This window comes from Streptomyces sp. C36 (assembly GCF_040932295.1).
GTDB lineage: Bacteria > Actinomycetota > Actinomycetes > Streptomycetales > Streptomycetaceae > Streptomyces > Streptomyces triculaminicus.
Genome location: NZ_JBFQGI010000001.1, coordinates 709358 through 734436 on the forward strand (window position 1 = coordinate 709358; position 25079 = coordinate 734436).

Sequence of the window (25079 nt, forward strand, 5' to 3'; positions counted from 1 at the left end):
CCCTAGTCGCGCACGGAGGCGGTGGTGATGCGGTCGAGGACGTCGTCGAAGGTGTCGACCAGCCAGGTCGGCTCCGCCGAACGCAGCTCTTCCACGCCGTGCACGCCGTAGGTCACACCGATCGACCGCATGCCGCAGGCCCGGGCCATCAGCAGGTCGTGGGTGGTGTCCCCGACCATCACGGCACGCTCGCCGTCCATGCCCAGTTCGCGCAGGATCACCTGCCCCGACTCGGGGTGCGGCTTGGGGTGGGCGACCTGGTCGGCGCCGACCACCATGCGGAAGTGGTGCTTGAGGCCCGCCGAGGTGAGCAGCGCGTCGGCGCTCGCGGAGAACTTGCTGGTGGCCACGGCCAGGATCACGCCGTCGTCCTCCAGGGCGGCGAGGCCCCGCGCCACGCCGGGGAAGAGAAGGTCCGCCGCCTTCGGCAGGACGATCTCGCGGAAGGCGGACAGGTACTGCCGTACGCCCTCGGCGACGCGCGGGTCGTCGTCCGCGACGCCCATGAGCGAGCCGAAGGCCCGCTCCAGCGGAAGGCCGATGGTGGCCCGTATCTCCTCGGGTCGGGGGGCCTCGAGGCCCATGGTGGCGAAGGCCGCGGTGAACGTCTCGACGATTCCGCGCGGTGTGTCGACGAGCGTGCCGTCGAGGTCGAAGACCGCCAGGGTGCTCATCGGGCACCGCCCGACGTGTTCGCGGAGCCCTCGGAGCCCTCGGCGCGCAGAGCGGCGTGGGCCACGGCCAGCCGGCCGGCCAGTTCCGCCGTGCTGATGAGGACGGACATGTTGGCCTGGGCCGAGCGGCCGTCGGTGACCTTGTCGACGGCACGCATCAGGTACTTGGTGATGGCGTTGCCCCGCACCCCCTCGCGCTCGGCGGCGCCGATCGCGTCGGCGATCGCGGCGTCGACCTCGGCGCTGTCGATCGCGTCCTCCTCGCCGATCGGCGTGGCCACCAGGAAGGAGCCGTTGCCGCCGAGGGCCCAGTGGGCCTCGACGGCGCGGGCGATCACGGCCTCGTCGTCCAGGCGGTGGGGGCTGCGGATGCCGCTGGTGCGGCAGTAGAAGGCGGGGAACTCGTCGAACCGATAGGTGACCAGGGGCACGCAGTGGGTCTCGAGGAACTCCATGGTCAGACCGAGGTCCAGGATGCTCTTCGCACCCGCGCAGACCACGGCCACCTTGGAGCGCGTGAACTGGATGAGGTCCGAGGAGACGTCCATGGTGGTCTCGGCGCCGCGGTGCACCCCGCCGATGCCGGCGGAGGCGAAGAACGGGATGCCCGCGAGCTCCGCCGCCACGAGGGAGGAGGCCACGGTGGTGGCGCCCATGCCGCCCCGCGCCAGGACGACGGGCAGGTCCCGGCTGCTGACCTTGGGGATGCCGGGCGTCGAGGCGAAGCGCTCGATGTCCGCGTCGGTCATGCCGATGAGGATCCGCCCGTCCTCCACGCCGATCGTGGCCGGAACGGCGCCGCCCGCCCGGACGGCAGCCTCCACCTTCCGCGCGGTGGCGGCGTTGTCCGGGTAGGGGAGGCCGTGGGTGATGACGTTGGACTCCAGTGCCACCACCGGTGCACCGGAGCGGACCGCCTCCGCGACCTCTTCGCTGTACACCAGGGGAATGTCGCCGGGCTGAGGGCGGCGCGTGGTCATGCGTGTTCCGATCTTTGTCGTGGTTCTTCGGAGCTGTCAGTGAGAGCCGTCAGCAGGAGCTGTCAGTAGTTGGGCGTTTTACGGAGCAGTTCCCTGCGCCCCACCAGCTCGGGTCGGTAGACGTCGTCGTCCCAGGCGCTCTGCTCGACCGGCTCGAGCGCGATGGACACGACTCCCTCGTCGCATCCGAAGGCCGACTGCACGGCCTTGGTCACCGCGGCGACCAGCTCGGACTCGCGTTCCTCGCTGAGCGCGACGGGGAAGTGCTTGATGTTCACGTGGGGCAAGATCAGCTCCTTGTTCCGGTTCTCGCCTCGGGCCTCGTCACGGTCCCGCAGCCCGTGCCGGATCGCCCGCAGCAGTTCGTCGATGTCCGGGTCGCGCAGCAGGCTGTAGTGGTCGGCCTCGAGCGTGACCACCGTGGGGGCCTGTGCGGAGAAGCCGTCGCTGTTCTCGATGAACGAGTAGTCGTCGCCCCGCGCCTTGAAGATGGTGACGGGGGCCTTGATCCGGCGCTCCCGCAGTTCGCGGAAGGTGTAGGTGAACTCGTAGGTCCGCCGGACGATACGGACGATCCTCTTCACGAGTTCGGTGTCGAGGCCGCTGTAGGCGGTGCCGATGAAATCGGCGAAGCTCTCGTCGTCGGTGGCCTGGCGCAGGCACGCGTCCAGCAGCGGACCGCTGATCGTGCCGGTGAAGACGGAGAAGAGGATCGTCACGAACGCCGGGTTGCGGTAGTCCGGCTCGTCGCCGTGCACCGCCGCGTCGTCGGCCCTGACCTCGGGCGACCCCGGGGCGATGAGGAAGAGGTTCTCCACCGTCTCGCCGGCCCGCTCGAGCCGGTGCGCCGTCTCGAAGGCCACCCGCGCGCCGAAGGAGTAGCCCCACAGGGTGTACGGGCCGGTGGGCTGGACCTGCTTGATGGCCTTGATGTCCTCCGCGGCCATCTCCGCGATGGTGTCGTAGGGCACCTCGCCCTCGTTGATGCCGTGCGCCTGGACGCCGTAGAAGGGGCGGTCGGCGTCCAGCCGGCCCGCGAGCAGCCGCAGGTTCATGGGGTAGCCGCCGAGCCCGGGCCAGCAGAAGACGGGACGCCCCGAGCCGGCGTCGTGCAGCCGGACCAGCCGTGAGACCGCGCCGTCCCGGCCCCCCGCGCCGAGGTCGTCGACGCGTCGCGCCAGCTGCTCGACGGTCGGGGACTCGAAGAGGGCCTGCAGCGGCAGCGCGCTCGAGAAGGACTTGTTGATCCGGTTGATGAGGGAGACCGCGATGAGCGAGTTGCCACCTGAGGCGAAGAAGTCGTCGCGGATCGAGACGGCGTCCCGCCGCATCAGCTTCTTCCAGAGGTCCCCGATCCGCTTCTCGGTCCGGGACCTCGGCGGGACGAAGGGACGGTCGGCGAAGTCCACGTCGGTGCGGTCGGAGGCGCGCAGCGCGTTGACGTCTATCTTCCCGTTGGCGGTGAGCGGCAGCCGGTCCAGGACGACGACCTTGTTCGGCACCATGTAGTCGGGAAGGAAGTTGACCAGGTCCTCCTTGATCATTTCGGCCGGTCCCTGCATATGGACGATGTCCTCCTTCATCCCCTTGCTGCGGACCTGCGCGGGGCTCACCCGGCCGCCGAGGAAGAAGTAGGAAGGACCGACGCGGTCGCCGCGCTCCCGCAGGACGGCGCCGATGCGCTTGGCCGCGGGCAGGTCGTGGCCGGTCTCGGAGCTGTAGCCGGACGCCATGAACCCGAGGCCCAGGTCGTTCATCTGCAGCCGCTGGAGGGCCCGGCCGAGGTCGGCGTAGGCGAGCCAGCCGCGCTCGGGCCGGCTCAGCACCGTGATGCCGAACTGCGACCGGTCGTAGACGCGCTGGTTGATGGCGATGACGTCCTTCTTACGGACGACGTCGTCCGATATTCGCTCCAGGTCGCCGCCGGTGTACCGGTACTGACCGGCCGCCAGGTCCGCGACCTTCCCCGGGTGGGCCTGGACGCACACGTCGAGCGGCTCCTCTGCCACACGCCGGTCGAAGGCGACGATCTCCGCCGTGCCCAGGTAGTAGTCCTCGTCGGCGCACTCCAGGTCCCCGCGCACGGCGGGACGCAGCTCCAGCTCGCCGATGCCCAGCCCGTATCCGGGCAGGATCTCGTCGAAGAGGCCCACCATGTGGCCGGTCTCGATGGCCAGGACTTCCTGGATGTTGTTCTTGTAGACCGGCTCGATCGCGCTCTTCCTGCCCATGAAGTGGGCCCGGATCCGGGGCGCGCCGCCCGCGTCCGGCAGTTCCCGGATCAGCACCAGGCTGTGCCGCGCGGGGTGGTAGTAGTACTGCCCGGCGCGCAGCCCGGCGATTCCGCTGAGCTCCAGGTACAGCTGCGTCGCGTAGAGCGAGCCGGGCGAGGCGTATCCGTACTTCGGCAGGAGCCGCTCGGTGCTCCGGTACTGCCCGAAGTACCGCAGGATCGCACCGAGTTCAGCGATGTCCAGATCCCCTGGCGCCCGCGAGAACGTGCCGCGCACGGTGCGCCCGAGTAGGCGGAGGATGTCCTCCCGGGAGACGTCGCCGCCCTCGTAGAACCGGTAGGTCTTGCGCGCGAAGACGCGCCGCCGCTGCTCCGGGGTCGCCTCCGCGCCCGGAAGAGCGACCACGTCCTTGCCCGCCAGCTCCGCGTCCCCCCGGGCGCCGGCGTCCGACAGCTGGGCGCGGACCTGGAGCTTGCTCGCCTTCGACTGATGGTGGGCACCGTGGTTGCCCTGGTCCATCAGCGCCGCTTCCTTCGGGCTCAGCTCGACGCAGGCGATGAGGTTCTGGAAGCCGGTGCGCGGATCGTCCTTGACGAGTACGGCCGCGTTCTTGACCCAGTCGTGGGCCTCGATCGCCAGCTTGATCTCGTCCAGCTCCACCCGGAAGCCGCGCAGTTTGATCTGGCTGTCGGCCCGGCCGGCGAACTGGACCGTGCCGTCGTCGTTCCAGGAGGCCAGGTCGCCCGTGCGGTAGAGCCTGTCCTCGCCCGCGAACGAACCATCGACGAATCGTTCCGCCGTCATCTCCGGCCGGTCGAGGTAGCCCCGCGCCAGCTGGACCCCGCCGATGTACAGCTCGCCGATCTCCCCGACGCCGACCGGGGACAGCGACGCGTCCAGAATGTGGTAGCTGGTGCCGGTGGCGGGCGAGCCGATGGAGACCGCCCCCGGCCCCTCGCCGATCCGTTCGGGGCTGACGGTGAACGCGGACGCGTTGATGGTGCACTCGGTCGGCCCGTAGAGATTGACCAGGTCACAGCCCGGCAGGGTGTTCAGCACCTGCGTCGCGAGGTTCCGCGACAGGGCCTCGCCGCCGCTGAAGATCTGGCGCAGGGACGCGCAGCGGTCGAATTCCTCGGTCTCCACCAGCGCCTGGAGCAGGGTCGGCACGCATTGCAGCGTGGTGACACCGTGCTCGACGATCGTCTCGATCAGCCCTTCGGGATCCCGGTACACGCCGGGACTTCCCATCACCACGCCGCTGCCGCAGGCCGGGGCGAGGATTTCCCACTGCGCGGCGTCGAAACTCATCGGGGTCTTCTGCAGAACGACCTTGTCCGGGCCCAGTCCGTACGCGGTCCGCAGCCAGCGCATCTGATGGACGACGCTGCGGTGCTCGATCATCACACCCTTGGGTTTTCCGGTGCTTCCCGAGGTGTAGATGACATAGGCCAGATCATCGGGGCGAGGCCCGCTTCCGGGGCCGGCCGGAACGTATTCCGCGGAGGCTCGCGTGTCTTGTGCTCGCGCTTCTTCCGCATCCCGCAGAGTGAGGATTCTTGTGCCCGACGGAGCCAGCTCCGCCAGTTTCCCTCTCAGATGCTCCTGGGAGAAGATGATGCCGACTCCGGCATCCTCGATCATGTAGCGCAGTCGCTCTTCCGGATACTCCGGCGACAGCGGAAGATAGGCCCCACCGGAACAGAGGATTCCCCAGGCGCCCACCATGAGATCGAGCGAGGGCTCGACGAAGAGACCCACGCGGTCGTCCCGTGCGACGCCCAGTCGCCGCAGGTGGGCGGCCAGTCCCTCGCCCGCTTCCAGCAGCTCGCGATGGCTCAGACGATCACGGCCGTACGAGACCGCGGTGCCGTCGGGGTTGTTCCGCGCCTGCTCCCGGAGCAGGTCGGGCAGCGATGCGTGGTCGGGCGCGGCGTGCGACGTCCCATCGGTGCCGTCCGTGATTAATGCAGACATGTATCCCCCGGTTACCCATGAGATTCCATGGCCGGTCCACTTGGGCCGGTCCGGAATCATTCGCTGACTCAAGGGCATTGCCGCGCATAGCGGCATGGACCCCCTTGACTCCTGCACCCCCTGTGCAAGATCAAGAACGTGATCAGGACAGTAGGGGCTGGCCATGAACCGGTCAACGGTGGCCGGGAGGATGACCTGAAAGTTAGCGCGCTGTTTAAGTGACGGACGGGCGGATCCCCGCGCCGGAGCCCGTACGGCGTTCGGGTGTACCTCGAGAAACAGCCCCCTGACCACGAGTTTTGATGAGGGGTGGTGCACGCTGTGGTTAGCGTCACTCCCTTGTGACGCAAGCCCGTTGAGAGATCGGTGTCCCGGATTCCGGATATATTGATCATCCGGGAGGCCGTGAAGAGGCAGTGTTTCCGCCATGTTTCAGTGGCCAAATCGGGTGGATGTTTTTCAGCCATGTGCGGTTCGTCGGGCCGCCGGATTCCGCTCGCGTGCCTGGCACGTGCGGGATGCGAGAGTGGGAAGGGTCATCCCCCTCCGCGCGGCGAAGGAGTACACACCACATGGCCGTCATCCACCGCACCACCCTCCAGCCGACCAAGCTCGAGCTGCTCACCTCCTGGCTTCCCTCCCGCCCGTGGTACGGCGGCGTGGGCGAACCCCGCCTGGCCAAGGCCGGCGGCTTCCGGCTGGACGATCCGCGGGGCGAGGTCGGGATCGAGTTCATGGTCGTCACCGACAGCTCCGCCGCCCGCCCGGCCGCCTATCTGGTTCCGCTCACCTACCGCGGTGCCGCGCTGGACGGGGCGGACCACGCGCTCATCGGGACGATGCGACACGGAGTGCTGGGGCGGCGCTGGGTCTACGACGGCTGCCAGGACCCGGTGCTGGTGGCCCAGTTGTTCGCCCTGACGGAGGGTCGGGTCCAGGCCCAGGACCAGGACACCAGCGACACCCCCGACCGGGACGTCACCCGCTCCTTCACCGGTGACGTCCTGACCCCGGCGGATGCCGTCGCTTCCGTCATCGACGGCCGAACCTGCACCGACCTGCCCGCCCGGCACGGCGCGACCCTCCGCCTGCACCGCGTTCTGAGCCCCGGCCCGGACGGCGAGGCCCTCCTCCCCTCGGGCGCGACGGGCCATGTCGCGGGCTCGTGGGACCTGCCGGACGGCACCCGCGCCCGGGGCCTGTTCGCGGCTGTGCACGCAGTGGGCTGAGCAGGGCCCGTCATCGCCCGGCACCCGTTTTTCAGTCCTCGCCCGGCGTCCCCACGCCCACGTCCAGTCGCATGTCACGTCGCATGACCCACAGGTGGTCCCACAGCACCGTGATGCCGTCCCGTATCGCCCGGATGGTGTCATCCGGCCCGGGGGTGCCGCCGTCCATGCGCTTGAGCGTCCCGTAGATCAGGCCCGCCGCCTTGCTCGCCTTGTCCGCCGCCGCCATCACCGTGTCCGAAAGGACCATCTGCGCGTCGGCGTGACGTGCCCGGTGATCGCGGCGAGCCTGATCGAGCTCCGACCGCATCTCGTCCGAGACGTTGCCCGCCTCCAGGGCGTAGCCGAAGTTGGACAGCACGGTCAGGTAGTCGAGGGCGGCGGCGTTGAGGGAGGCGTAGCACGCGCGGCGCGCCTCCAACCGCGCCTGCAGCAGGGTGTGTTCCCGTTCCTCGGCGCGCTGGCGGTCGGTCTGTTCCAGCTCCCGCAGCCTGATGCGGTTCGCGCTGCGCTGAGTGAGCAGCGCGGACAGGAGGGTGCCGGCGATGCCCACCACCGCCACGACGATCTCGCTGCCCGGGACGCTCATGCCGCCTCCCCCGGTCCGGTGGGCGATCCGGCCCACACCCCGTCCGATGGTCCCGCCGCCGATTCTTCCCCTTCGCCCGTCCGCGCGGAGGGCTCTCGGCGAACCGGGCCGCGGTTGGGCCGCCCGGGTGAACCGCCGTCCTGTCACGTCCGGGATGACGCACGACGGGGCACGAGGGCTCTTGACTGAAAGCGGTGACGACCGGAGAACTCGAGGGAGACCACGTGACGGTGCGGGTGGAGCGCTCGGCGCGGTGGACGCGGAGCGCGGCGGGCATGGCACTGACCGGCGTCCTGATCGCGGCCATGTCCGGCTGCTCGGACGAGGCCGGGAAACCGTCCGGCGAGGGGCGCAAGGTCGCGTCCGCGGCCTCGTCCGCCGCCGCCTCCCTCGCCTCGCAGGGCGCGGCGGCACTGGCATCGGCCACCGCGGAGGCCCGGCGGAAACTCGACGAGGTGCACAACGGCGTCAACGCCAAGGACGAGGTGAGGCTCGGCACCCCGTCGACGGGCGGCGACGGACGGGCCACCGTCGAGGTGACCGCGCACAACACCGCCGACTCGGCCAAGTCCTTCGCCGTCCTGATCCAGTTCAAGGACACGGACGGCAACCTCCTCGACGTGGCCGTGGTGACCGTCCCCGACGTCGCCGCGGGCCAGGACGGCAAGGCCACCGCCACCGGCACCCACAAGGTGTCGGGCGACCTCCGCGCCGAGATCGGCACGGCCCTGCGCTACTGACGACGCCGCGCCCCGCCCGAGCGCGGCGCGATGGGGGGGCGAGCTACCGCCAGAGCCGCGCCGGTCTGCACAATGTCGACGTGGCCGATGACGATCCTTACGCGGGGCGGGAAGACGATCCCTATGAGTGGCTGGAAGATGTCACGGGCGAAGACGCGCTCGCCTGGGTGCGGGAGCGCAACGCGGAAACCGCCGCGCGGCTGACCGGCGTCCCCGGATTCCCGGGACTGACGGCGCGGCTGCGGGAGGTCATGGACGACAGCTCGCGGATTCCCTACGCCGGCCGCCGAGGCCCCCACCTCTACAACTTCTGGCAGGACGCCGACTCCGTGCGGGGCCGGTGGCGCCGTACGACGCTGGAGGAGTACCGCGAGGAGCGGCCGGCGTGGGAGGTCCTGCTCGACCTCGACGCCCTGGCCGAGGCCGAGGGGGAGCCGTGGGTGTGGGACGGGTGCCTGCTGCTCCGGCCGGACTTCCGCCGTGCGCTGGTCAAGCTCTCGCGCGACGGCGCGGACGCCGTCGTGGTGCGCGAGTTCGACCTGGACACCAAGGCCTTCGTCGACGACGGCTTCCACGTGCCCGAGGCGAAGACGCAGATCGGCTGGATCGACCGCGATCACGTCTTCGTGGGCACGGACTTCGGCCCGGCGTCGATGACGACGTCGGGGTATCCGCGCACGTTCCGGCGCTGGCGGCGCGGCGTTCCGCTGGCCGACGCGGAGCCGGTGTACGAGGTGTCGGAGCGGGATCTGTGCGCCGCGGCCTGGCACGACCCCACCGAAGGGTTCGAACGCGACTTCGTCGCCCGGTACGCGGACTTCTGGCACCACGAGATGTTCCTGCTCACCGACCACGGCGTTCCCGTGAAGATCGACGTTCCGGACGACGCGGGCAAGGACGTCCACCGCGCATGGCTGCTGGTGACGCCCGAGTCGCCCTGGCTCGAGCACCCGGCGGGATCCCTGCTCGCCTTCCCCTTCGACTCCTTCATGGCCGGCGACCGGACCGCGACCGTCCTGTTCACGCCGGACGCGCACACCTCGCTCGTCGGGTACACCTGGACCCGTAACCACCTGATCGTCGAAACCCTCACGGACGTGGCCACCCGTGTACGCGTGTGCACCCCGGGCCCCGACGGCGACTGGTCCCACGAGCCGCTGACGGACGTCCCGCCCCTGACCGCCGTGACGATCACCGACACCGATCCCGACACGGGCGACGAGTACTTCCTGGACGTCGCCGGCCACCTGCGGCCCTCCACCCTCTACCGCGGCGAGATCGGGCGGGACAGGGAGGAGGTCAAGCGGGCCCCCGCGTGGTTCGACACCGCCGGGATGACCGTGCGCCAGCACTTCGCGACGTCACGGGACGGCACCCGCGTCCCGTACTTCGTGGTCGGCCCGGACGCCCCCGAAGGCCCCACGCTGCTCACCGGATACGGCGGCTTCCAGACCTCGCTGACCCCCTACTACAGCGGCGTCACCGGACGGGCCTGGCTCGCCCAGGGCGGCACCTACGTCGTCGCCAACATCCGGGGCGGCGGAGAGTACGGGCCGCGCTGGCACCGCAGCGCCCTCAAGGCCGGCCGGGAGCGGTCCTTCCAGGACTTCGCCGCCGTCGCCCGCGACCTCGTCGACCGGGGCATCACCGTCCCCTCGAAACTGGGCGTCACCGGCGGCAGCAACGGCGGACTGCTGATGGGCGCCATGCTCACCCGCTACCCCCACCTCTTCGGGGCCGTCGTCGCCCAGGTGCCGATACTCGACCTCCTGCGCTTCCACCGGCTGCTCGCCGGAGCCAGCTGGATCGCCGAGTACGGAGACCCCGACGACCCCGAGGACCGGGCGCACCTGGCACGCCTCTCGCCGTACCACAACCTCCGCGCGGACCACCTCTACCCGCCGGTCCTGCTCCTGACGTCCACCCGGGACGACCGGGTGCACCCCGCCCACGCACGCAAAACGGCCGCGCGCCTGCGGGACATGGGCCACCGGGTGCTCTTCCACGAGAACCCCGGAGGCGGCCACAGCGGTGCGTCCGACCACGAACAGGCCGCGTTCAACGAGGCCCTGATGTACACCTTCCTCTGGCAGGAGCTGGCGGCCGACTGAGGGCTTCGCGGCCCGCTCGGGCGTCCACGGCTCCGCACCCGCTGCGGGCCGCCTTTCCCGACCGGTGCTTCAGTCCTCGCCGTCCATGGTCAGCAGCACCCGCCCGAAGGGCCTGTCCTCCATCAGGTGGCGCTGCGCCTCGGCCGCCCGCGACAGCGGGAACTCCCTCGCGACGACGGGCTCGAGCCGCTTGTCGGCCAGCCAGTCGAGCAGGGTCAGCCGTGCGGCGCGCACCGCCGCGTCCGGGAACATGTCGAACTTGTAGCCGTGCATGCGGGCGGTCTTCCAGATCAGGTCGGTCACGTCGACCGTGCCGCGGGTGCCTCCGGAGTAGCCGACGGCGATGTAGTCGCCGCCGTGGGCCAGGGCGGCGAGGGCGTCGCCGAGCAGCGGGCCGGCGACGCCGTCGAGGACGACGTCGACGCCCCTGCCGTCGGTGAGCCGCGCCACGCCGTCGCGCAGGGACTCCCGCGACAGGTCGATGACATAGGCGAATCCGGCCGCCCTGGCCTGCTCGGCCTTCTCGGTGCGGCCGGCCGTGGAGATCACCGTCGAGGCACCCAGCCGCGCGGCGACGTGCGCGGCTCCCATCCCGACCGCGCCGCCGACACCCGGTGCGAGGATGCTCTGTCCGGGCCGGAAGCCGACCAGTTCGGTGAGCGCGAGATAGGCGGTGGAGTATCCGGCTCCGGCGAGCATCGCGGCCATCTGCCGGTCGTCGACCTCGTCGGGCAGCGGCGTGAGCGCCTCGGGGTACTCCGCGACGTACTCCCGCCAGGTGCCGTCCGTGCTCAGACCGCGTCCCTGTCCGTGGATCGCCACGCGGGTGCCCTCGGCCAAGCCGCTCGTTCCTGCCTCGGCCACCACGCCGACGGCGGCTCCGCCCGGAATGATGGGCAGCGGCTTGCGCAGGGACGGTGACATGCGGCCCGCGCGCACGGTGTCGTCCAGCGGGCTGACCGTGCCGACGGTCACCCGTACCAGCGCCTGGCCGGGCGCCGGTTCGGGAACCTCCATCTCGACCAGGCGGAGCCTGTCGTAGCCTCCGTGCTCTCGGTACTGGATCGCGTGCACCGGGTTCCCCCTCCATTTGAGACAACAATTCTTGTTACAGCAAAGCGTGTGGCAAGTGACGAGGTGGGTGGTTCCTCGGCGACGCGAGTGGCGGGCGTCCGCGGGTGGAGCTACGCCGACAGCGTCTCGCGCAGCACGTCGGCGATCGTCGTCCCGCCCAGGGCGCTGCGCGCCGCTTCCTCGACCTCGCCGTAGGCCTGCCGAAGCGCGGGCTGGATACCCGCCCCCACCGGGCACTCGGGGTTCGGCTCGCTGCGGTGCAGACCGAACAACGGCTCGTCCTCGACCGCCCGGTAGACGTCCAGCAAGGTGATCGACTCCGGCTCGCGCGCCAGCCGCCAGCCGGCTCCGGCGCCGTGGCGGACCTCGACCAGCCCGGCCTCGCGCAGCGCGCCGAGGCTGCGCCGGATGACGACCGGGTTGGTGTTCACGCTGTCGGCCGCCTGCTCCGACGTGACAAGGTCCCTGCCTCGCCCGTGCACCAGCGCCATCCACGCCAGTACGTGGACGGCGACGGTGAGCCTGCTGTTCGCGGCCATGACACCCCCTTGAAAGAACAATCTCAGTTACAACTGTAGATCGTCAAGGACGAGTCGCTTCCTCACCATGGAACGCTGCGGGTGGGCTGGGCTCACGCCTGCCGCTCGAAGACGACCACGCAGCCGTCCGGAGCGGTCACCGTGAACCGGTCGGCTGCGACCTCGATCGCGTAGCTGACGAGTTCGTCGCTGGAGGTGCTCATCACCAACGTCGTCTCGTCCGGCATCCGGGCCGTGCCCACGTCCCACACCGGCAACCCCTGGTCGGGGTCGCGCCTCCCGAGGTAGCGGGAACCAGGACCGACGGTGAGCTCGGCCGGGTACGTGCGGGCGCACTCGGAGCGCGAGACGCGGCGCCAGCGGCCCGCGATGAGGCGGGGCTCCGATGCGCCCGGATCCGTCATGGTCAAGTCAGGCCGATCGTCGGTGGTGGTCGAGGTCCGCCCCGCTGGGCGACCGGCAGGCTCGCCCTCGCCGGGCAATCGGCAGGTTCGCCCCCGTCGGGCAGGTGGCCCGATCGCCCCTGCCCGGTGCCCGCACCCTCCATGTTGCCGCGCTTCCTCACCCGGCGCAGGCTGGACGGGCGGAAGATCCCGGCGCATCCCGCCCGCATAACCGGGGGCGCGGCGGTCGGTCGGGGGAGGCCGGGGGAGATTGCGGGGGGTCGGTAAAGGCGGGGGGACGTCCATCCCGCGTACCGGACCATCCCGTACAGCGGGCCATCCCGTGCATCGGATCCAGGAGGGCACCATGTGTGACCGGGAACCGCAGCCTTACGTCGACCCCCACCTGCTGCCGAACAGTGCCGACGTCGCGCCGGCCGGAGCGCCCGTCGCCGCGCCGATCACGGTCGAGAACGAGCTGCCGGGCCCTCCGGGCGCACACGGCGTGAACGCCGACACCCCCGCCACGCCCCCGCTCCCTCCGATCCCACCCCTCCTGCCCTGCCGCCTGGACTTCCGCGACGGCTGCTACCAGGTGACGATCCGCCCGAGCCCCGCCTCCCTCCAGAGCACCGTCGGCACCCTGCGCGTCGACCGCGCGGCGCCGTCCGCCGGGCCCGACGGGGTGATCGTCAGCGGTGACCTGTACCGGCAGCCGCCGACCGTGGCGAACCCGCTCGCGGGCGGCCCGGGCGCGGCCTCGCCCCCCGGTGCCGTACCCGACCAGGACAGCCCCGTGATCCCCGGCGCCGCCGGCGAATCCGCCGCCGCGGCGGCCAGCCGAGGGGACTCGTCGTTCCCCCTCCTGCGACAGGTACCGGTCTTCCCCCGTGACCGGTACCGCTCCTACCTCAAGGGCACGCGCCTGGTGGTGCCGCCGTTCACCGTGCCGGGGCGGCCGTGCACGGTCACCGTCGACGTGGACGAGTTCGACTACACCCAGCCGTCGGCGGGTTCGTTCCAGGGCTCCTTCCCGGACTCGCCCAGCCGGTCCCTGACGTTCGTCCTCCAGCAGGTCCCGGGCACCTTCCCCACGCCGATCCCCTCGGGGCCGAGGTTCGAAGGCCGCGTCCTCGAGGGCGGCACCGACCGGGGGTCCGTCACCCTGACGTGGGTCTCGAGCTTCCTGCGCCGTGCCGTGCTCGAGATCGACACCCTCAGGGGAGCCGTCGCCCCCCAGCCGGTCCCCGACGCGGCCGGCACCGGTACGGAGTTCTTCGAGACCCTCTACGCGACGGCCGGCTGGCAACTGACCATCGACCGCGCCGAGGACCAGGTGGACATCCCGGCGCCCGCCGGCGTCAACCCCAACGTCTGCTGGACGCCCGCCAACCTGCACGCGCTCATGACGAGCGTACGCAAGGCCGGCACCGACCTGGACGCCGAATGGCGCACCCACCTCGTCGTCGTCCCGGCGACCATGGGCTGCTCGCGCGGCGTCATGTACGACCAGATCGGCGTGCCGCGCGAGGGGGCCGCCAGCTTCAGCGACGACGGCTACCCCAGCTCCGACTCCTCGAACTTCGGGGCCGCGGAGAACCAGCAGCAGCGCAACACCCCGCGCGCCTACCTGCGCTCGGCCATGCATGAGGTGACCCACGCCTTCAACCAGATCCACCAGGAGTCCGAGACCGCGGCGGACAACTCGATCATGACCACCACACCGAGCGTGGCCGACGTCCTGGGGGGACCCACGACCGGCGCACCCGGGGTGTTCCCCGACCAGATCAACCTCGGCTTCAACACCACCGTGCGCAACCACCTGGCGCACATGCCCGACCCGGTGATACGCCCCGGCGGCTGGCCGTTCGGCGCCTGGTTCCCCTCCGGCGCCCCGCAGGCATCCGACCGCAACCTCTTCTACCCGAACGAGCTGCGGTTCGAGGTCGGCGCCGAGACCGACCACGCCCCGCTGGGCGCACCCGTCACCGTCTCCTGGAAGCTGACCAACACCTCCGGCGCCGCCCTGACGGTCCCCAACGACCTGCGCATGGAGGCGCTGTTCACCACCATGTCGAGCGTCGACGAGAGCGGGGAGGACAGGCCGGTCCGCCCGTTCGTCATCAGCTGTGAGGGCGCGAAGCTGGCCCCGCTGGAGCCCGGCGCCTCCCTGTCCGCCGACTACCGCGTCTTCTGGAGCTCCGACGGATTCCCGCTCGAACGACCGGGCCGGCACACCGTGACCGTGACGGTCGCGTGGTCGGCCGGCGGCCTGCCGGTCGCGGTGACCGGCACCTGCGACGTCTGGGTGGACCGCCCCACGACCGGCGCCGAGAACCGCGACGCCGCCCTGGTCATGCACCCGGAGGTCGGCAAGTGGGTCGTGCTCGGCGGCGGCGCCTACCACCTCGAGGAGGCCGTCGACCGGCTGCGCAGGCTGGACAGCGGCGACAGCCTGAGCACGGCCCTGGACGCGGGCGAGCGCTCCCGGGTCGCGGACGCCTTCGGCGCGCTGGATCTGATGCCGGGCGGCGAGGCCTGAGCCGGGGGCCCCGGGGGTGTCGCCGTTCTCGACTCCCGGCGCCGCCCTCAACTCCCGGCGCCGTACAAGGCGTCACCCATGGGCGAGCCCTCACCGATGACATGGGCCCGGATGGACGCCAGGTAGTCGTCACGACCGACGCGGCCGTCGCCGTCGCTGTCCAGCGCGTCGAAGGCCGCGTCGGCGTTGCCGGCCGGGTTGCCCAGTGCCTCGCGCAGCGCGGTGAACTCCGACCGGTCCAGCGCGCCGTCCTCGTCGGCGTCGGCGAGGTCGAACAGCGCCGCGAGCGTGCCCCTGCAGACGCTCTCGAACGCCTCGGCGCCCGCCCATGCCGCGTACTCCTCGAAGGTCACCCTTCCGTCGCCGTTCGCGTCCATCGACGCCCAGGCCCGCTCCCCGGACGCCCGGGCGGTGACGACGAGGGGGTCGTCGGCCTCGCGTCCCGTCGCCAGAGCGACCCGCTCGGTCCGGGAGAGGTAATCCTGCTGGGAGATGACCCCGTCGCCGTCCGCGTCCAGCATGACGAAGACGCGGCCCTTTGCGGTCGAGTGGTTCACCGGAGTTCTCTCCTGCTCTGACATCGGGGGAGGGGAAACGCGGGCTGTCCCTACCCGGAACTTCCGGTTCCATGCGGCTGCGACCAAGGCGCCGTGCGCTGAGCGCTGCGTCGCCAGTGGCGCGAGGGGGGTGCCGGCGCCGTCTGCGACGGCGCGCGGGGCGATGCCCGCGCGGCCGGGGCGCTGCGGAAGCCGGGACGGCGAGGGCGTTCAGGGATGAACGGGGGGTAGTGAGGAGCCGGTAGTGGCCGGTAGCGGTTCGGGATTCTTGGAGGTCGTATGTCCGGCAGGCGCGGTGCGGCGGTGGCGTTGAGTGCCCTGGTCCTGGTGGGCTCGTCCTGGACGGCGGCCCCGGCCACCGGGGCCCACGAGGGCAGAAGAGGAACCATCACCTGCGTGGGGAGGAGCGACAGCACCTACGACCCGCCCCTGACCCTCCAACCCCGGGTGGCCCGCGTCCATACGGACGCACGGTACCTGTGCAACCTCGCCACCGGGGTGAACCTGCCGGCCACCGGCTCGCTGGACGCGGTGTCGCCGGGTGCCTCCTGCCTCACAGTGGCCAGCACCCGTGCGACGGAAACAGTCAAGTACGCCGACGGCCGCAAGTCGTCGATCGTCTACGACCGGGTGACGACCTCCCGCGTCGCTGGCGCCCTCCTCGTCGAGCTGTCGGGCCGGGTCGCCGGAGGACGGGGCGCGGGGCAGGCCGCGCGGCGGGTCGTGTCCGCGCTCCCCGAGCAGCCGCCCACGGAATGCCTCACCTCGGGCTTGCGGGGAAGCACCGGGCGGGCACAGCTGGAAATCCGCTCCTGACCCCCGACCTCCCAGCCGGGTGGCTCAGCCGGCTCCGACGAGCAGCGGGCCGAGCTGGGATTCCAGCCAGGCCGGGAGTTCCAGCAGCCGGACGCCCTCCTGCTCGTTCGGGTCCGTCCGGGCGACCACGCACACCATGTCCTCCGTGCCGCTGTTCACCGGCATGTGCGGGGTGTCGGCGGGGATGTGGATGTAGTCGCCCGCGTGCAGGACCACATGCTCGGCCAGGCCCTCGCCGTGCCACACCTCGACCGTCCCGGACTGGACGAAGATGGCCGATTCGTGGCCCTCGTGCAGGTGAGGGCGGCCGCGGGTGCCGGCGGGCATCACGAGACGGTGGAGACACAGCCGCTCCGCCCCTGCCGACTGGGCGCTGATGCCCGCACCGAACGTGCCGCCCTGGACCCCCTCGTACTCTCCGGTACGGACGACCGTGCACTGCTTTTGATCTCTCATGCGCGCAGTACAACAGCCGCAACGCGACGTTCGATCACTTCGAGCCAGCGTCGTGGTCGGGGAGTGCACGACGCGAGCACGCGAACGGCCGGCCGGGCGCGATGCCCGGCCGGCCGTGTGCGGAGGGAGAGCGGGCGGGCTAGGCCAGATCGAGGGCCTTGGCGCCCGACAGGATGGGGACGACCGTGAAGTTCCCGTCTCCGGCGCCGCACGACGGCGACGTGTCGGCGGTGTTGGCGATGTTCGTGCCGGTCGCGAACCGGCCGTCGCGGCTCGGCGCGACGGTGGTGAAGTGGTCGGTGGCGCTGCTCGAGTAGTACATGCACTGGTGCAGGTTCACATAGCGCCCTGTGGTCAGGTCGAGCGTCTTGACGCTCGACAGCAGGGGGATGAGTGAGTAGTTCCCGTCGCCGGCGCCGCACGAGGGGCCCGAGTCGGCGGTGCCGGAGGTGTTCGTCCCGGTGGCGAACCGCCCGTCCTGGCTCGGCACGACGGTGGTGAAGTGGTTGTTGGCACTGCTGGAGTAGTACACGCACTGGTGCAGGTTCAGGTAGCGTCCGGCTCTCCGGTCGAGGGCCTTGGCACCCGAGAGCAGGGGAATGAGCGTGTAGTTCCCGTCTCCGGCGCCGCACGAGGCGCCCGAGTCGGCGGTATCGGAGGTGTTCGTCCCGGTGGCGAACCGCCCGTCCTGGCTCGGTACCACGGTGGTGAGGTGGTCGGTGGCGCTGCTCGAGTAGTACACGCACTGGTGCACGTTGAGGTAGTTGCCTGCCAATCGCTGAGGGGCCTGGGCGGAGGCCGGTGCCTGTGCGAGCACCAGCGCGGCGGCGCTGACGGCGGCGGCGACCCACTTCTTGAGGGATCCCTTACGGCGCACGACTTTCCCCTTTCTCCGATGACTTCGTCCGGCAAGGAGAGCAGGGCGACGACAGCCGCCCTGGGGCTCAGCAGAGCACACCGCGGGGCCCGGCAACCGAGTTGCGGGCCCTAATCCACCCCAAGGCATGTACTACGGCAGGCGCGCGCTGTCCGCGGTCCCTCGCCCCTCGCGACACCGGGATCACGCATGATCACGCAGGGCGGGCGTCGATCACGGCGACCGCCGTGGGCAGGCGGTCGACGGCCCGGACGGTGAACCCCGCCTTGCCGAGCAGGTCGCCGAACGCGCGACCGGAGCGTTCCTCGCCGCCGAGCACGGTCATCATGTAGAGGTCCATGAGCGCGGCGAAGCGCGCGTCCTGCCCCGTGCCGTCGTCCTCGGCGAGCCGCTCGACGACCACGAGGCGGGCATGGGCGGGCATGGCCCGCCGGCAGACGCGCAGCAGCTCGACGCAGTGTTCGTCGTCCCAGTCGTGCAGGATCTGGCGGAGCACGTAGAGGTCGCCGCCGGACGGTACGGAGGAGAAGAAGTCCCCGGCGACCGTCGAGCAGCGATCGCCCAGGCCCATGCGGGCCATACGGGCCCGCGCGGTCGCGACGACCTCGGGGCTGTCCAGCAGGACGCCCTCGGCGCGGGGATGGGCCTGGAGCAGGCGGGCGAGCAACGCGCCGTCGCCGCCGCCGACGTCCACGATCCGGCGGTGTCCGGAGAAGTCGACGGCCGCCAGCAGGTGGTCGGTCTCGAGCTCCTGGTCGTGGGTCTGCGACCGGTCGAACAGCTCACGGAGCCGGCCGTCGCGGCCGAGATGCTGGAAGAAGCTCGCGCCCAGCAGCTCGTCGAACGCCGTCCTGCCCGTACGCACCGTGTCGGCCATGCCCGCCCAGGCGGCACCGATCTCGCCCGCCGCCAGCAGGGCGGTGGGAAGCGCCGATCCCGGTACACCGGTGCGCAGCGTGGCTCCGAGCGGGGTGAGCTCGTACGAGCCGTCGGCGCGGGCGGAGCAGACCTCGAACGCCGCCAGGCCGCGCATGAGCTGGGACAACCGCCGGGGGTCGGCGCCGGTACGCGCGGCGAGCTCGGCGACCGTCAGCGGGCCGTCGGCGAGCAGGTCGGAGAGACCGAGCTCGGCGGCCGTGCACACGGCGCGGGACAGCAGCTGGCCGAAGATCATCTGCCGCATCAGCACGGCCGCCGGCTGCTCACCCTCCACGTTCATTCCTGTCTCCTTCCGTGGCGTTCGCGGGCGCTCCGGTACAGCTCGTGGACGAGCGGGTCCGTCCGTGGCTGCCGGGCGTGCGAGGCGAATCGTGCCGCGTACGTCCGGAACCATCGCTGTTCGACATGCAGGAACAGCGCGTCGTGCGGCGCCATGTGCCGGATGGCGTAGAGGGCGCGCGGCGACCGGGAGACGGGGAAGGACGGGTTGCGTACGGAGGGTTCGGCGCAGGCCGGATGGAACTGGCCGATCATCAGGCCCGCACCGACGGCCAGGTCCTTGAGCGTGCCGTAGCTCTCGTCGATCCGCCGCCAGCCCTCCTCGGTGGCGTCCGGCAGGACGACCAGCAGGCTGTGCAGCGAGATACCCGACTTCTTCGGCGGTTCCGTCGTCCGCTGGAACGCGCGCAGTTCGGAGGAGACCAGGCGCCGCAGCGCGTCGACGTCGCACGCGTCGACGCCGTAGTGGAAGCTGAAGCGGACGGCGTCGGCGTGGAGCGCCCCGGGAACGAACGGGCAGACGGGCCCGGCCCGGCCGATGTGCTCCGAGGGTTCGCCCACGTCGTCGCGCAGCCAGCCGAGCACGGCCGACAGGTCGCGATCGAGGCGGCCGTCCCGCGGTGGCTCGGGGGCCACGGTGATGTCGAGCGTCATCGAGGCTTCGCCCGGTAGACGACGGGAAGCTCGGCGGGCCCCCGGAAATGCATGCCCGGCCGCCAGTTCAGCTCCTCCGGCGGTACGGCCAGCCGCAACTCGGCGTAACGGTCCAGCAGGCGGCCGATCGCGATCTCGCCCTCCAGCCTGGCCAGGGCCGATCCGATGCAGGTGTGGATTCCGTGGCCGAACGCGAGGTGTTTGACGCCGGATCGGCGGATGTCGAAGCGTTCGGCGTCGGGCACCTGCTCCGGGTCGTGCCCGGCCGATCCCAGCCCGAGGAAGACGACGCCGCCCGCCGGGATGGCCACGCCCTCCACCTCGATGTCCTCGACGGCGAAGCGCATGCTCGCGTTCATGGCCGGGCCGTCGTAGCGCAGTACCTCCTCGATCGCCGCCGGCAGCCGCTCCGGTTCCTTGCGCAGGAGGTCGAGCTGGTCCGGATTCCGGAGCAGGTGGTGGACCGTGGCGCCGATGAGGCTGATGGTGGTCTCCTGGCCGCCGAGGAGCAGCAGGAACACCATGGCGACCAGTTCGTCGTCGGAGAGGCCTTCGCCGTTGTCACGGGTGACGATGAGGTCGGAGAGCAGGTCCTCGCCCGGCGTGACGCGCTTGTCCGCGATGAGGTCCTGGGTGTAGGACTTCAGCGCCTCGGTGGCCGTCTCGAACTCCTCGCTGCCGGTGGACTGTTCGTCGGAGCCGAGGACGGACCACTTGCGGAACGTCTCCCAGTCGCGCATCGGCACGCCGAGCAGCTCGTAGATGATCGTGATCGGCAGCGCCCCCAACGTGTCGATCAGGTCCGTCTCGCCGGCCGTGCCCATCCGGTCCAGGACCTCGTCGGTGACCTGCGTGATGCGAGGGCGCAGCGACTGGACGCGGCGGGCGGTGAACACCTTCGCGACCAGCCGCCGCAGACGGGTGTGCGCGGGAGGGTCGCTGGCCAGCATGTTCCGGGTGAGCACATCGCGCAGGTTCCGGCTGGGCAGCGCCTCCTCCGGCAGGAACCGCTCCAGGTTCTTGGCCAGCCGAGGATCGGCGAGCCACTTCCGCACGTCGTCATGACGGGTGATCAGCCAGGCGGGCATGCCCTGCGGCAGCGTGAAGCGGTGCACCGGACTGTGCTCGCGCAGCCAGGCGTACGTCGGATAGGGATCGCGGGTGAATTCTGGGCCGAACAACTCCGGCGGCTCATGAACCGACATGCCGGTCTCCTTCACTGGGCGCACGGCCGCTGACGATCGTGTAGAGGCCCGCCCAGATGACGTTCGTACGGACGTCCACGAGGTGTTCGTGCGCCAGCCGGGCGATCTCTGCGGCGCGTCCCAGGTCCGACCCCACCAACGGGGCCCTGAAACGCGCGTAGAGGTTGACGGCCGGGTGGTACCAGCGGCCGTGCGCCGGAATACCGTCGGCTATCACCATGCTCCCGCCGGGCCGTAGATAGCGGAGCGTGCGGTGGAAGACCTCCGCCGGCCGCGAGGCGCTGAGACTGAGCGCGAACACGACGGCATCGACCGCGATGCCCGGATCGAACCCGGTCATGTCCGCGCGGTACAGCTCGACGTTCTTCCAGCCCTCCTCGGCCACGCGCCGCCGCGCCCGGTCGAGCATGGGCTCGGTCATGTCGATTCCGATGACCTTCCCCTGCGGGCCGACGCGCTCGCGGAGCATCGCCAGCATCAGACCCGTCCCGCACCCGATGTCGACGACGGTGGCCCCGGGTCGAACCGGAACGGCCTGCGCGACCATCCGGTGGATCCTCGGACCGGCGCCGAAGGAGAAGACAGGAAAAGCCTTGTCGTAAATGGACGCGGCGTGCCTGTAGCGGGGATGCATGTCCCCGGACGTTAATCCGGCCCACCCACCGGAGGCATCTCCTCACGTGCGGCGGGTCGGGTGGGTCCGGTGAACGAGGCACTCGGTGCTCGGACAGGCCGGCCGTGCCCAGGGACCTCACCCGGCGCACGGGAGGCGGGCGTGGTGGGGGCGAACGCGGCGGCTCATACGCACCATCGAGCGCCGGATCCAGGAGGGAAGAGGAGGTAAAAGGGCGCACATGCGAAGATGCCGCCCGCCTGAGTACGTGCCGAGAATTGGCTGGAGTTCGTGAGGCCCCGCACCGGCCGGAGAAGAAAGGTCCTCCTGTGGAGAGCGTGCTACGACTGGTGGCGAAACGACAAGCGGATCTCGATCGGCACCCTCTGTACACATGGATGAACTCCGACGAAACGCCGATGCCGGATTCCCTACTGATCCTGCCGGCCATGGCCACGTTCTCGATGGGATTCCGGGACGTGAACAAGTGGGTGTTCCGATATCCGGAGGCCGCCGACGACCTGGAACGCGGCATCAACGTCCACACCTTCGAGGACCAGACCCACTCCCGGCTGTTCCTCGAGGACTGGAAGCGGCTCGGCCTGGACGAGCGCCTGGGCTGGAAGGCCTCCGACACCCTGTGGTGGCTGTTCCTTTCCGAGGCCAACGAGGTGGCCCGCGGCCACGGCGTCTACTTCCTGTCGATGGCCACCGCCGACGCCAAGGACCCCCTGCTGCGCTTCGCCCAGTCGGAGATGATGGAGGCACTCGGGTCGGTCTTCTTCCAGCACGCCTCCAAGATCGCGATTCGGTTCACCGAGCGGACCGGAATCGAGCTTCCCTATGTGGGGCCCTTTCACCTGGTCCTCGAATCGGGCCATATGGACTGCGAAGAGCTCTTCACACGGCAGCGGCTCGACGAGCGGAACCGGGCGCGTGCCCTGGAACTGGCCGACGCGATATACGACATCTTCTCCGCCCAGCTCGACATGTGGCTGCTCTACGCGAAGGAACACATCGCGACGGGAAACCCGCCACGCCCTCCCGTCCACCCGCCGGTCACACGGGTCGCGAACAACATTCCGGTTCTGCGCCCCCGCACCGACGGACCCGTCCATTCCAGCCAGGCATCCCTCGAGAAACTCCTGAGGGAACGCCGGAAGCGCAGCGAGACGCATCCCTTCTACTTATGGCTCAGGAACCGAAGCGACCGGATCTCCGCGCTCCAGGCCCTCCAGCGCTTCATCCCCATGTGGGCGATGGACGTCATGGGTTACCGCGACCTCAACCGCTACGCCCTGCGCTACGCCGAACCGGCCGGCGACCTCCACCGCACGGTCAACGCCTGGGTCGACGACCTCACCACCCACAACAGCCTCTACCTCGAGGACTGGAAGCAGCTCGGACTCGACGAGATCCTCGGGTGGAACAGCAGCCGGACCCTGGAGTTCTGCTACCTGGACCCGCAGACCGACGTGCACCGGCGCAACATCGTCCGGTTCACCGAGCTCGCCGTCGGCCACGACGATCCGCTGCTGCGGCTGTGGCTCATGCACGCCCTGGAGACCAGCGGCGAGCCGTTCTTCCGGCAGACCAAGGCGCTGGCCGACGAGGTGGAGGCCGGCACGGACGTACGCCTGGACTACCTCGGCGACCGCCACGAGATCGCGCACCGGCCGCCGGCGTCGCCCGCAGGACTCGCGGCCGGCTTCAAGGACCGGCCCATGGACCCGGCCGGGCGCGAGGTGGCGGCGGAGATGATCGAGACTGTCTTCGACGCCGCGGACGAGCAGCTCGACATCTCCCTCGACGTCGCCTTGTCGAACAAGTTCGACATCCCGTGACCGGCCTGCCCGACCCGGCAGACCTGGCCGCCCCGGCCGACGTGACCGGAAGGAGCGAGGCACCGTGAAAGACCTCCTGGCGTACGTCGAGCAGCGCGTCGCGGCCCTCGACGGCCACCCGCTGTTCTCCTGGCTGGCCTCGGACGAGACGCCGCTGAAGGAACGCCTGATGATCCTGCCCAGCGTGGCCACCGTGGCGCTGGGCTTCCGGGACGTGAACAAGTGGGTCCTGCGCTACCCGCACGCCGCCGACGACCTGGAGCGCGGCATCAACGTCCACACCTTCGAGGACCAGACCCACTCCCGGCTGTTCCTCGAGGACTGGAGGCGGCTCGGGCTCGACCGCCGCCTGGGGTGGGACGCCTCCGACACCCTGTGGTGGCTGTTCCAGGCCGAGACCAACGAGGTGATCCGCGGCCACTGCATGTACTTCCTGTCGATCGCGGCCGCCGACCGCGGGGACCCGCTGCTGCGCTTCGCACACGCCCAGGTCGGCGAGCTGTGCGCACGGGACCTGTTCTTCACCCACATCTCCGCCGTCGCCTCGAGGCTGTCGGACCGGACGGGCCTGACCATGCGCTATTTCGGTGCGCACCACATCGAGGCGGAGGGGGAGGGTGCGGAAGGGGTCTTCGAGTCGCTGGTGCTGGACGACGGGCGCCGACGCCGGGCCCGTGAGCTGGCCGACGTCATGGTCGGCGTCTTCGGAGAGATCCTCGACGGGATCCACGCCTACGCGCTGCGGCACGTCGCGACGGGCCTCCCCCCGCACCCTCCCGCCGCCCCCCGGCCGGCCGAACCCACCGGCGGTGTCACGCCCACCACCGGGCCCGTCCACCCCACCCAGAAGCCCTTGCACCACCTGTTGCACGAGCGCAGGGCCCGGCACGCCGCGCACCCGTTCCACACATGGCTCGGCCACCGAGGCGGCAGGATCTCCGCACTGCAGGCCCTCCAGCGCTTCCTGCCCCTGTGGGCGATCGACGTCATGGGCTACCGCGACCTCAACCGCTACGCCATCGGCTACGCCGAGCCCGCCTCCGCACCGGAGCGCGCCGTCAACGCCTGGGCCGACGAACTGACCGCCCGCAACGCGCTCTTCCTCAACGACTGGAAACAGCTCGGCCTCGACGAGCTGCTCGGCTGGAACGCCGGCGACACCCTCGAGTTCTACTACCTCAGCCGGACCATGGACATCCACCGCCACCACCGGGTCACGACCACGCAGCTCGCCACCGCCCATTCCGACCCGATGCTCCGCCTCTGGCTGACCGGCGCCATGGCGGCGGCCGCCGACGTACTCCTGGACAGCACCCGGCCCCTGGCGGTGGAGGCCGAGGCCGCCACCGGCCTGCGCCTCGACTACCTCGCCGGGCGCCGACAGGTCGCCGCGCCCCATTTCACCCATGACCCGGTCACGCCCGATCAGCGCGACATGGCCGCCGAGATCATCGAAACCGTCTTCGACTTCATGGACCGCCAGCTCGACCTGTCGCTCGACGTCGCGCTGTCGAACGACTTCCGCATTCCGTAGCGACTGAAGGAACCGTAGGGACCGTAGGCACCAGGGGCGTGAATTGCGGGATTCCCGAGCGTGTGGTGTCGGCCGAGGAATTCGGGCCGACGTTAGGGTTGCGCGCGACGAGGAGGTTCCATGGGCAGGAAGACACGACGCGTGACGCTCGCCCTCGGCTCGCTCACCCTTGTGTGCCTGGCCCTCACCTCAGCATGTTCCGACGACGACGAAGGACCGGAACCGGCGCCCAC

Annotated in this window: 21 protein-coding genes; 7 read left to right on the forward strand and 14 right to left on the reverse strand. The window is 70.6% G+C overall.

Annotated features, from left to right (window positions below):
- Positions 1-2: 2 nt before the first annotated feature.
- The 3 genes from AB4K12_RS03125 to AB4K12_RS03135 all read right to left on the reverse strand — a co-directional run bounded on the left by AB4K12_RS03125 (position 3) and on the right by AB4K12_RS03135 (position 5865).
- Positions 3-674: an HAD family hydrolase gene (locus AB4K12_RS03125; RefSeq protein WP_368432671.1), complete on the reverse strand. Its 672-nt coding sequence runs from the start codon at positions 672-674 to the stop codon at positions 3-5.
- Positions 671-1654 carry a pseudouridine-5'-phosphate glycosidase gene (locus AB4K12_RS03130; RefSeq protein ID WP_368432672.1) on the reverse strand — a complete coding sequence of 328 codons (984 nt, stop codon included), beginning with the start codon at positions 1652-1654 and terminating at the stop codon, positions 671-673. Before AB4K12_RS03130 ends, AB4K12_RS03125 begins: the two co-directional genes overlap by 4 nt.
- A 62-nt stretch (positions 1655-1716) precedes the next feature.
- Positions 1717-5865: an amino acid adenylation domain-containing protein gene (locus tag AB4K12_RS03135; protein WP_368432673.1), complete on the reverse strand. Its 4149-nt coding sequence runs from the start codon at positions 5863-5865 to the stop codon at positions 1717-1719.
- Positions 5866-6437: 572 nt separating this feature from the next.
- Between AB4K12_RS03135 and AB4K12_RS03140 the strand changes: the two genes are divergently transcribed.
- On the forward strand, positions 6438-7094 hold the full coding sequence (locus AB4K12_RS03140) for a 1,4-alpha-glucan branching protein (RefSeq protein ID WP_368432674.1): 657 nt from the start codon (positions 6438-6440) through the stop codon (positions 7092-7094).
- 31 nt (positions 7095-7125) lie between these two features.
- Here AB4K12_RS03140 and AB4K12_RS03145 read toward each other — a convergent pair whose 3' ends face one another.
- Positions 7126-7683, reverse strand: a complete 558-nt coding sequence (locus AB4K12_RS03145; RefSeq protein ID WP_368432675.1) for a hypothetical protein — start codon at positions 7681-7683, stop codon at positions 7126-7128.
- A 194-nt stretch (positions 7684-7877) separates the two neighbouring features.
- Between AB4K12_RS03145 and AB4K12_RS03150 the strand changes: the two genes are divergently transcribed.
- Positions 7878-8423 (forward strand): hypothetical protein, encoded by a 546-nt coding sequence (locus AB4K12_RS03150; RefSeq protein ID WP_368432676.1) that lies wholly within the window; start codon positions 7878-7880, stop codon positions 8421-8423.
- 80 nt (positions 8424-8503) lie between these two features.
- Positions 8504-10534: a prolyl oligopeptidase family protein gene (locus AB4K12_RS03155; RefSeq protein ID WP_368432677.1), complete on the forward strand. Its 2031-nt coding sequence runs from the start codon at positions 8504-8506 to the stop codon at positions 10532-10534.
- Positions 10535-10603: 69 nt separating this feature from the next.
- On the opposite strand, the gene AB4K12_RS03160 is transcribed toward AB4K12_RS03155, so the two are convergent.
- The 3 genes from AB4K12_RS03160 to AB4K12_RS03170 all read right to left on the reverse strand — a co-directional run bounded on the left by AB4K12_RS03160 (position 10604) and on the right by AB4K12_RS03170 (position 12557).
- Positions 10604-11608: a zinc-binding alcohol dehydrogenase family protein gene (locus tag AB4K12_RS03160; RefSeq protein ID WP_368432678.1), complete on the reverse strand. Its 1005-nt coding sequence runs from the start codon at positions 11606-11608 to the stop codon at positions 10604-10606.
- 110 nt (positions 11609-11718) lie between these two features.
- On the reverse strand, positions 11719-12147 hold the full coding sequence (locus tag AB4K12_RS03165) for an Rrf2 family transcriptional regulator (protein ID WP_368432679.1): 429 nt from the start codon (positions 12145-12147) through the stop codon (positions 11719-11721).
- A gap of 92 nt (positions 12148-12239) precedes the next feature.
- Positions 12240-12557, reverse strand: coding sequence for a hypothetical protein (locus tag AB4K12_RS03170; RefSeq protein WP_368432680.1), 318 nt, complete (start codon positions 12555-12557; stop codon positions 12240-12242).
- 340 nt (positions 12558-12897) lie between these two features.
- Between AB4K12_RS03170 and AB4K12_RS03175 the strand changes: the two genes are divergently transcribed.
- Entirely contained in the window at positions 12898-15072 is a 2175-nt protein-coding gene (locus tag AB4K12_RS03175; protein ID WP_368432681.1) for a hypothetical protein, read from the forward strand.
- A gap of 47 nt (positions 15073-15119) precedes the next feature.
- Here the strand turns inward: AB4K12_RS03175 and AB4K12_RS03180 are convergent, their stop codons facing one another.
- The gene (locus AB4K12_RS03180; RefSeq protein ID WP_368432682.1) at positions 15120-15629 is read right to left on the reverse strand and encodes an EF-hand domain-containing protein; all 510 of its coding nucleotides are present in this window, start codon (positions 15627-15629) and stop codon (positions 15120-15122) included.
- Positions 15630-15908: 279 nt separating this feature from the next.
- Here AB4K12_RS03180 and AB4K12_RS03185 point away from each other — a divergent pair, with 279 nt between their 5' ends.
- The gene (locus tag AB4K12_RS03185; RefSeq protein ID WP_368432683.1) at positions 15909-16445 is read left to right on the forward strand and encodes a hypothetical protein; all 537 of its coding nucleotides are present in this window, start codon (positions 15909-15911) and stop codon (positions 16443-16445) included.
- A 24-nt stretch (positions 16446-16469) separates the two neighbouring features.
- Here the strand turns inward: AB4K12_RS03185 and AB4K12_RS03190 are convergent, their stop codons facing one another.
- From AB4K12_RS03190 to AB4K12_RS03215, 6 genes are all read right to left on the reverse strand, one after another.
- Entirely contained in the window at positions 16470-16901 is a 432-nt protein-coding gene (locus AB4K12_RS03190) for a cupin domain-containing protein (protein ID WP_368432684.1), read from the reverse strand.
- A gap of 139 nt (positions 16902-17040) precedes the next feature.
- Complete coding sequence (locus AB4K12_RS03195; RefSeq protein ID WP_368432685.1) at positions 17041-17778, reverse strand: hypothetical protein; 738 nt, start codon at positions 17776-17778, stop codon at positions 17041-17043.
- A gap of 193 nt (positions 17779-17971) precedes the next feature.
- Positions 17972-18997: a methyltransferase gene (locus AB4K12_RS03200; protein WP_368432686.1), complete on the reverse strand. Its 1026-nt coding sequence runs from the start codon at positions 18995-18997 to the stop codon at positions 17972-17974.
- A complete protein-coding gene (locus AB4K12_RS03205; protein ID WP_368432687.1) occupies positions 18994-19650 on the reverse strand; it encodes a DUF6875 domain-containing protein in 657 nt (218 codons plus the stop codon). Before AB4K12_RS03205 ends, AB4K12_RS03200 begins: the two co-directional genes overlap by 4 nt.
- Entirely contained in the window at positions 19647-20855 is a 1209-nt protein-coding gene (locus tag AB4K12_RS03210; protein ID WP_368432688.1) for a cytochrome P450, read from the reverse strand. The genes AB4K12_RS03205 and AB4K12_RS03210 overlap by 4 nt, the downstream gene beginning before the upstream one ends.
- The gene (locus AB4K12_RS03215; protein ID WP_368432689.1) at positions 20842-21489 is read right to left on the reverse strand and encodes a class I SAM-dependent methyltransferase; all 648 of its coding nucleotides are present in this window, start codon (positions 21487-21489) and stop codon (positions 20842-20844) included. The genes AB4K12_RS03210 and AB4K12_RS03215 overlap by 14 nt, the downstream gene beginning before the upstream one ends.
- A 428-nt stretch (positions 21490-21917) precedes the next feature.
- Between AB4K12_RS03215 and AB4K12_RS03220 the strand changes: the two genes are divergently transcribed.
- Together AB4K12_RS03220 and AB4K12_RS03225 are read left to right on the forward strand one after the other, a co-directional pair.
- Complete coding sequence (locus AB4K12_RS03220) at positions 21918-23312, forward strand: hypothetical protein (protein ID WP_368432690.1); 1395 nt, start codon at positions 21918-21920, stop codon at positions 23310-23312.
- A gap of 64 nt (positions 23313-23376) precedes the next feature.
- On the forward strand, positions 23377-24846 hold the full coding sequence (locus tag AB4K12_RS03225) for a hypothetical protein (RefSeq protein ID WP_368432691.1): 1470 nt from the start codon (positions 23377-23379) through the stop codon (positions 24844-24846).
- Positions 24847-25079: the final 233 nt, after the last annotated feature.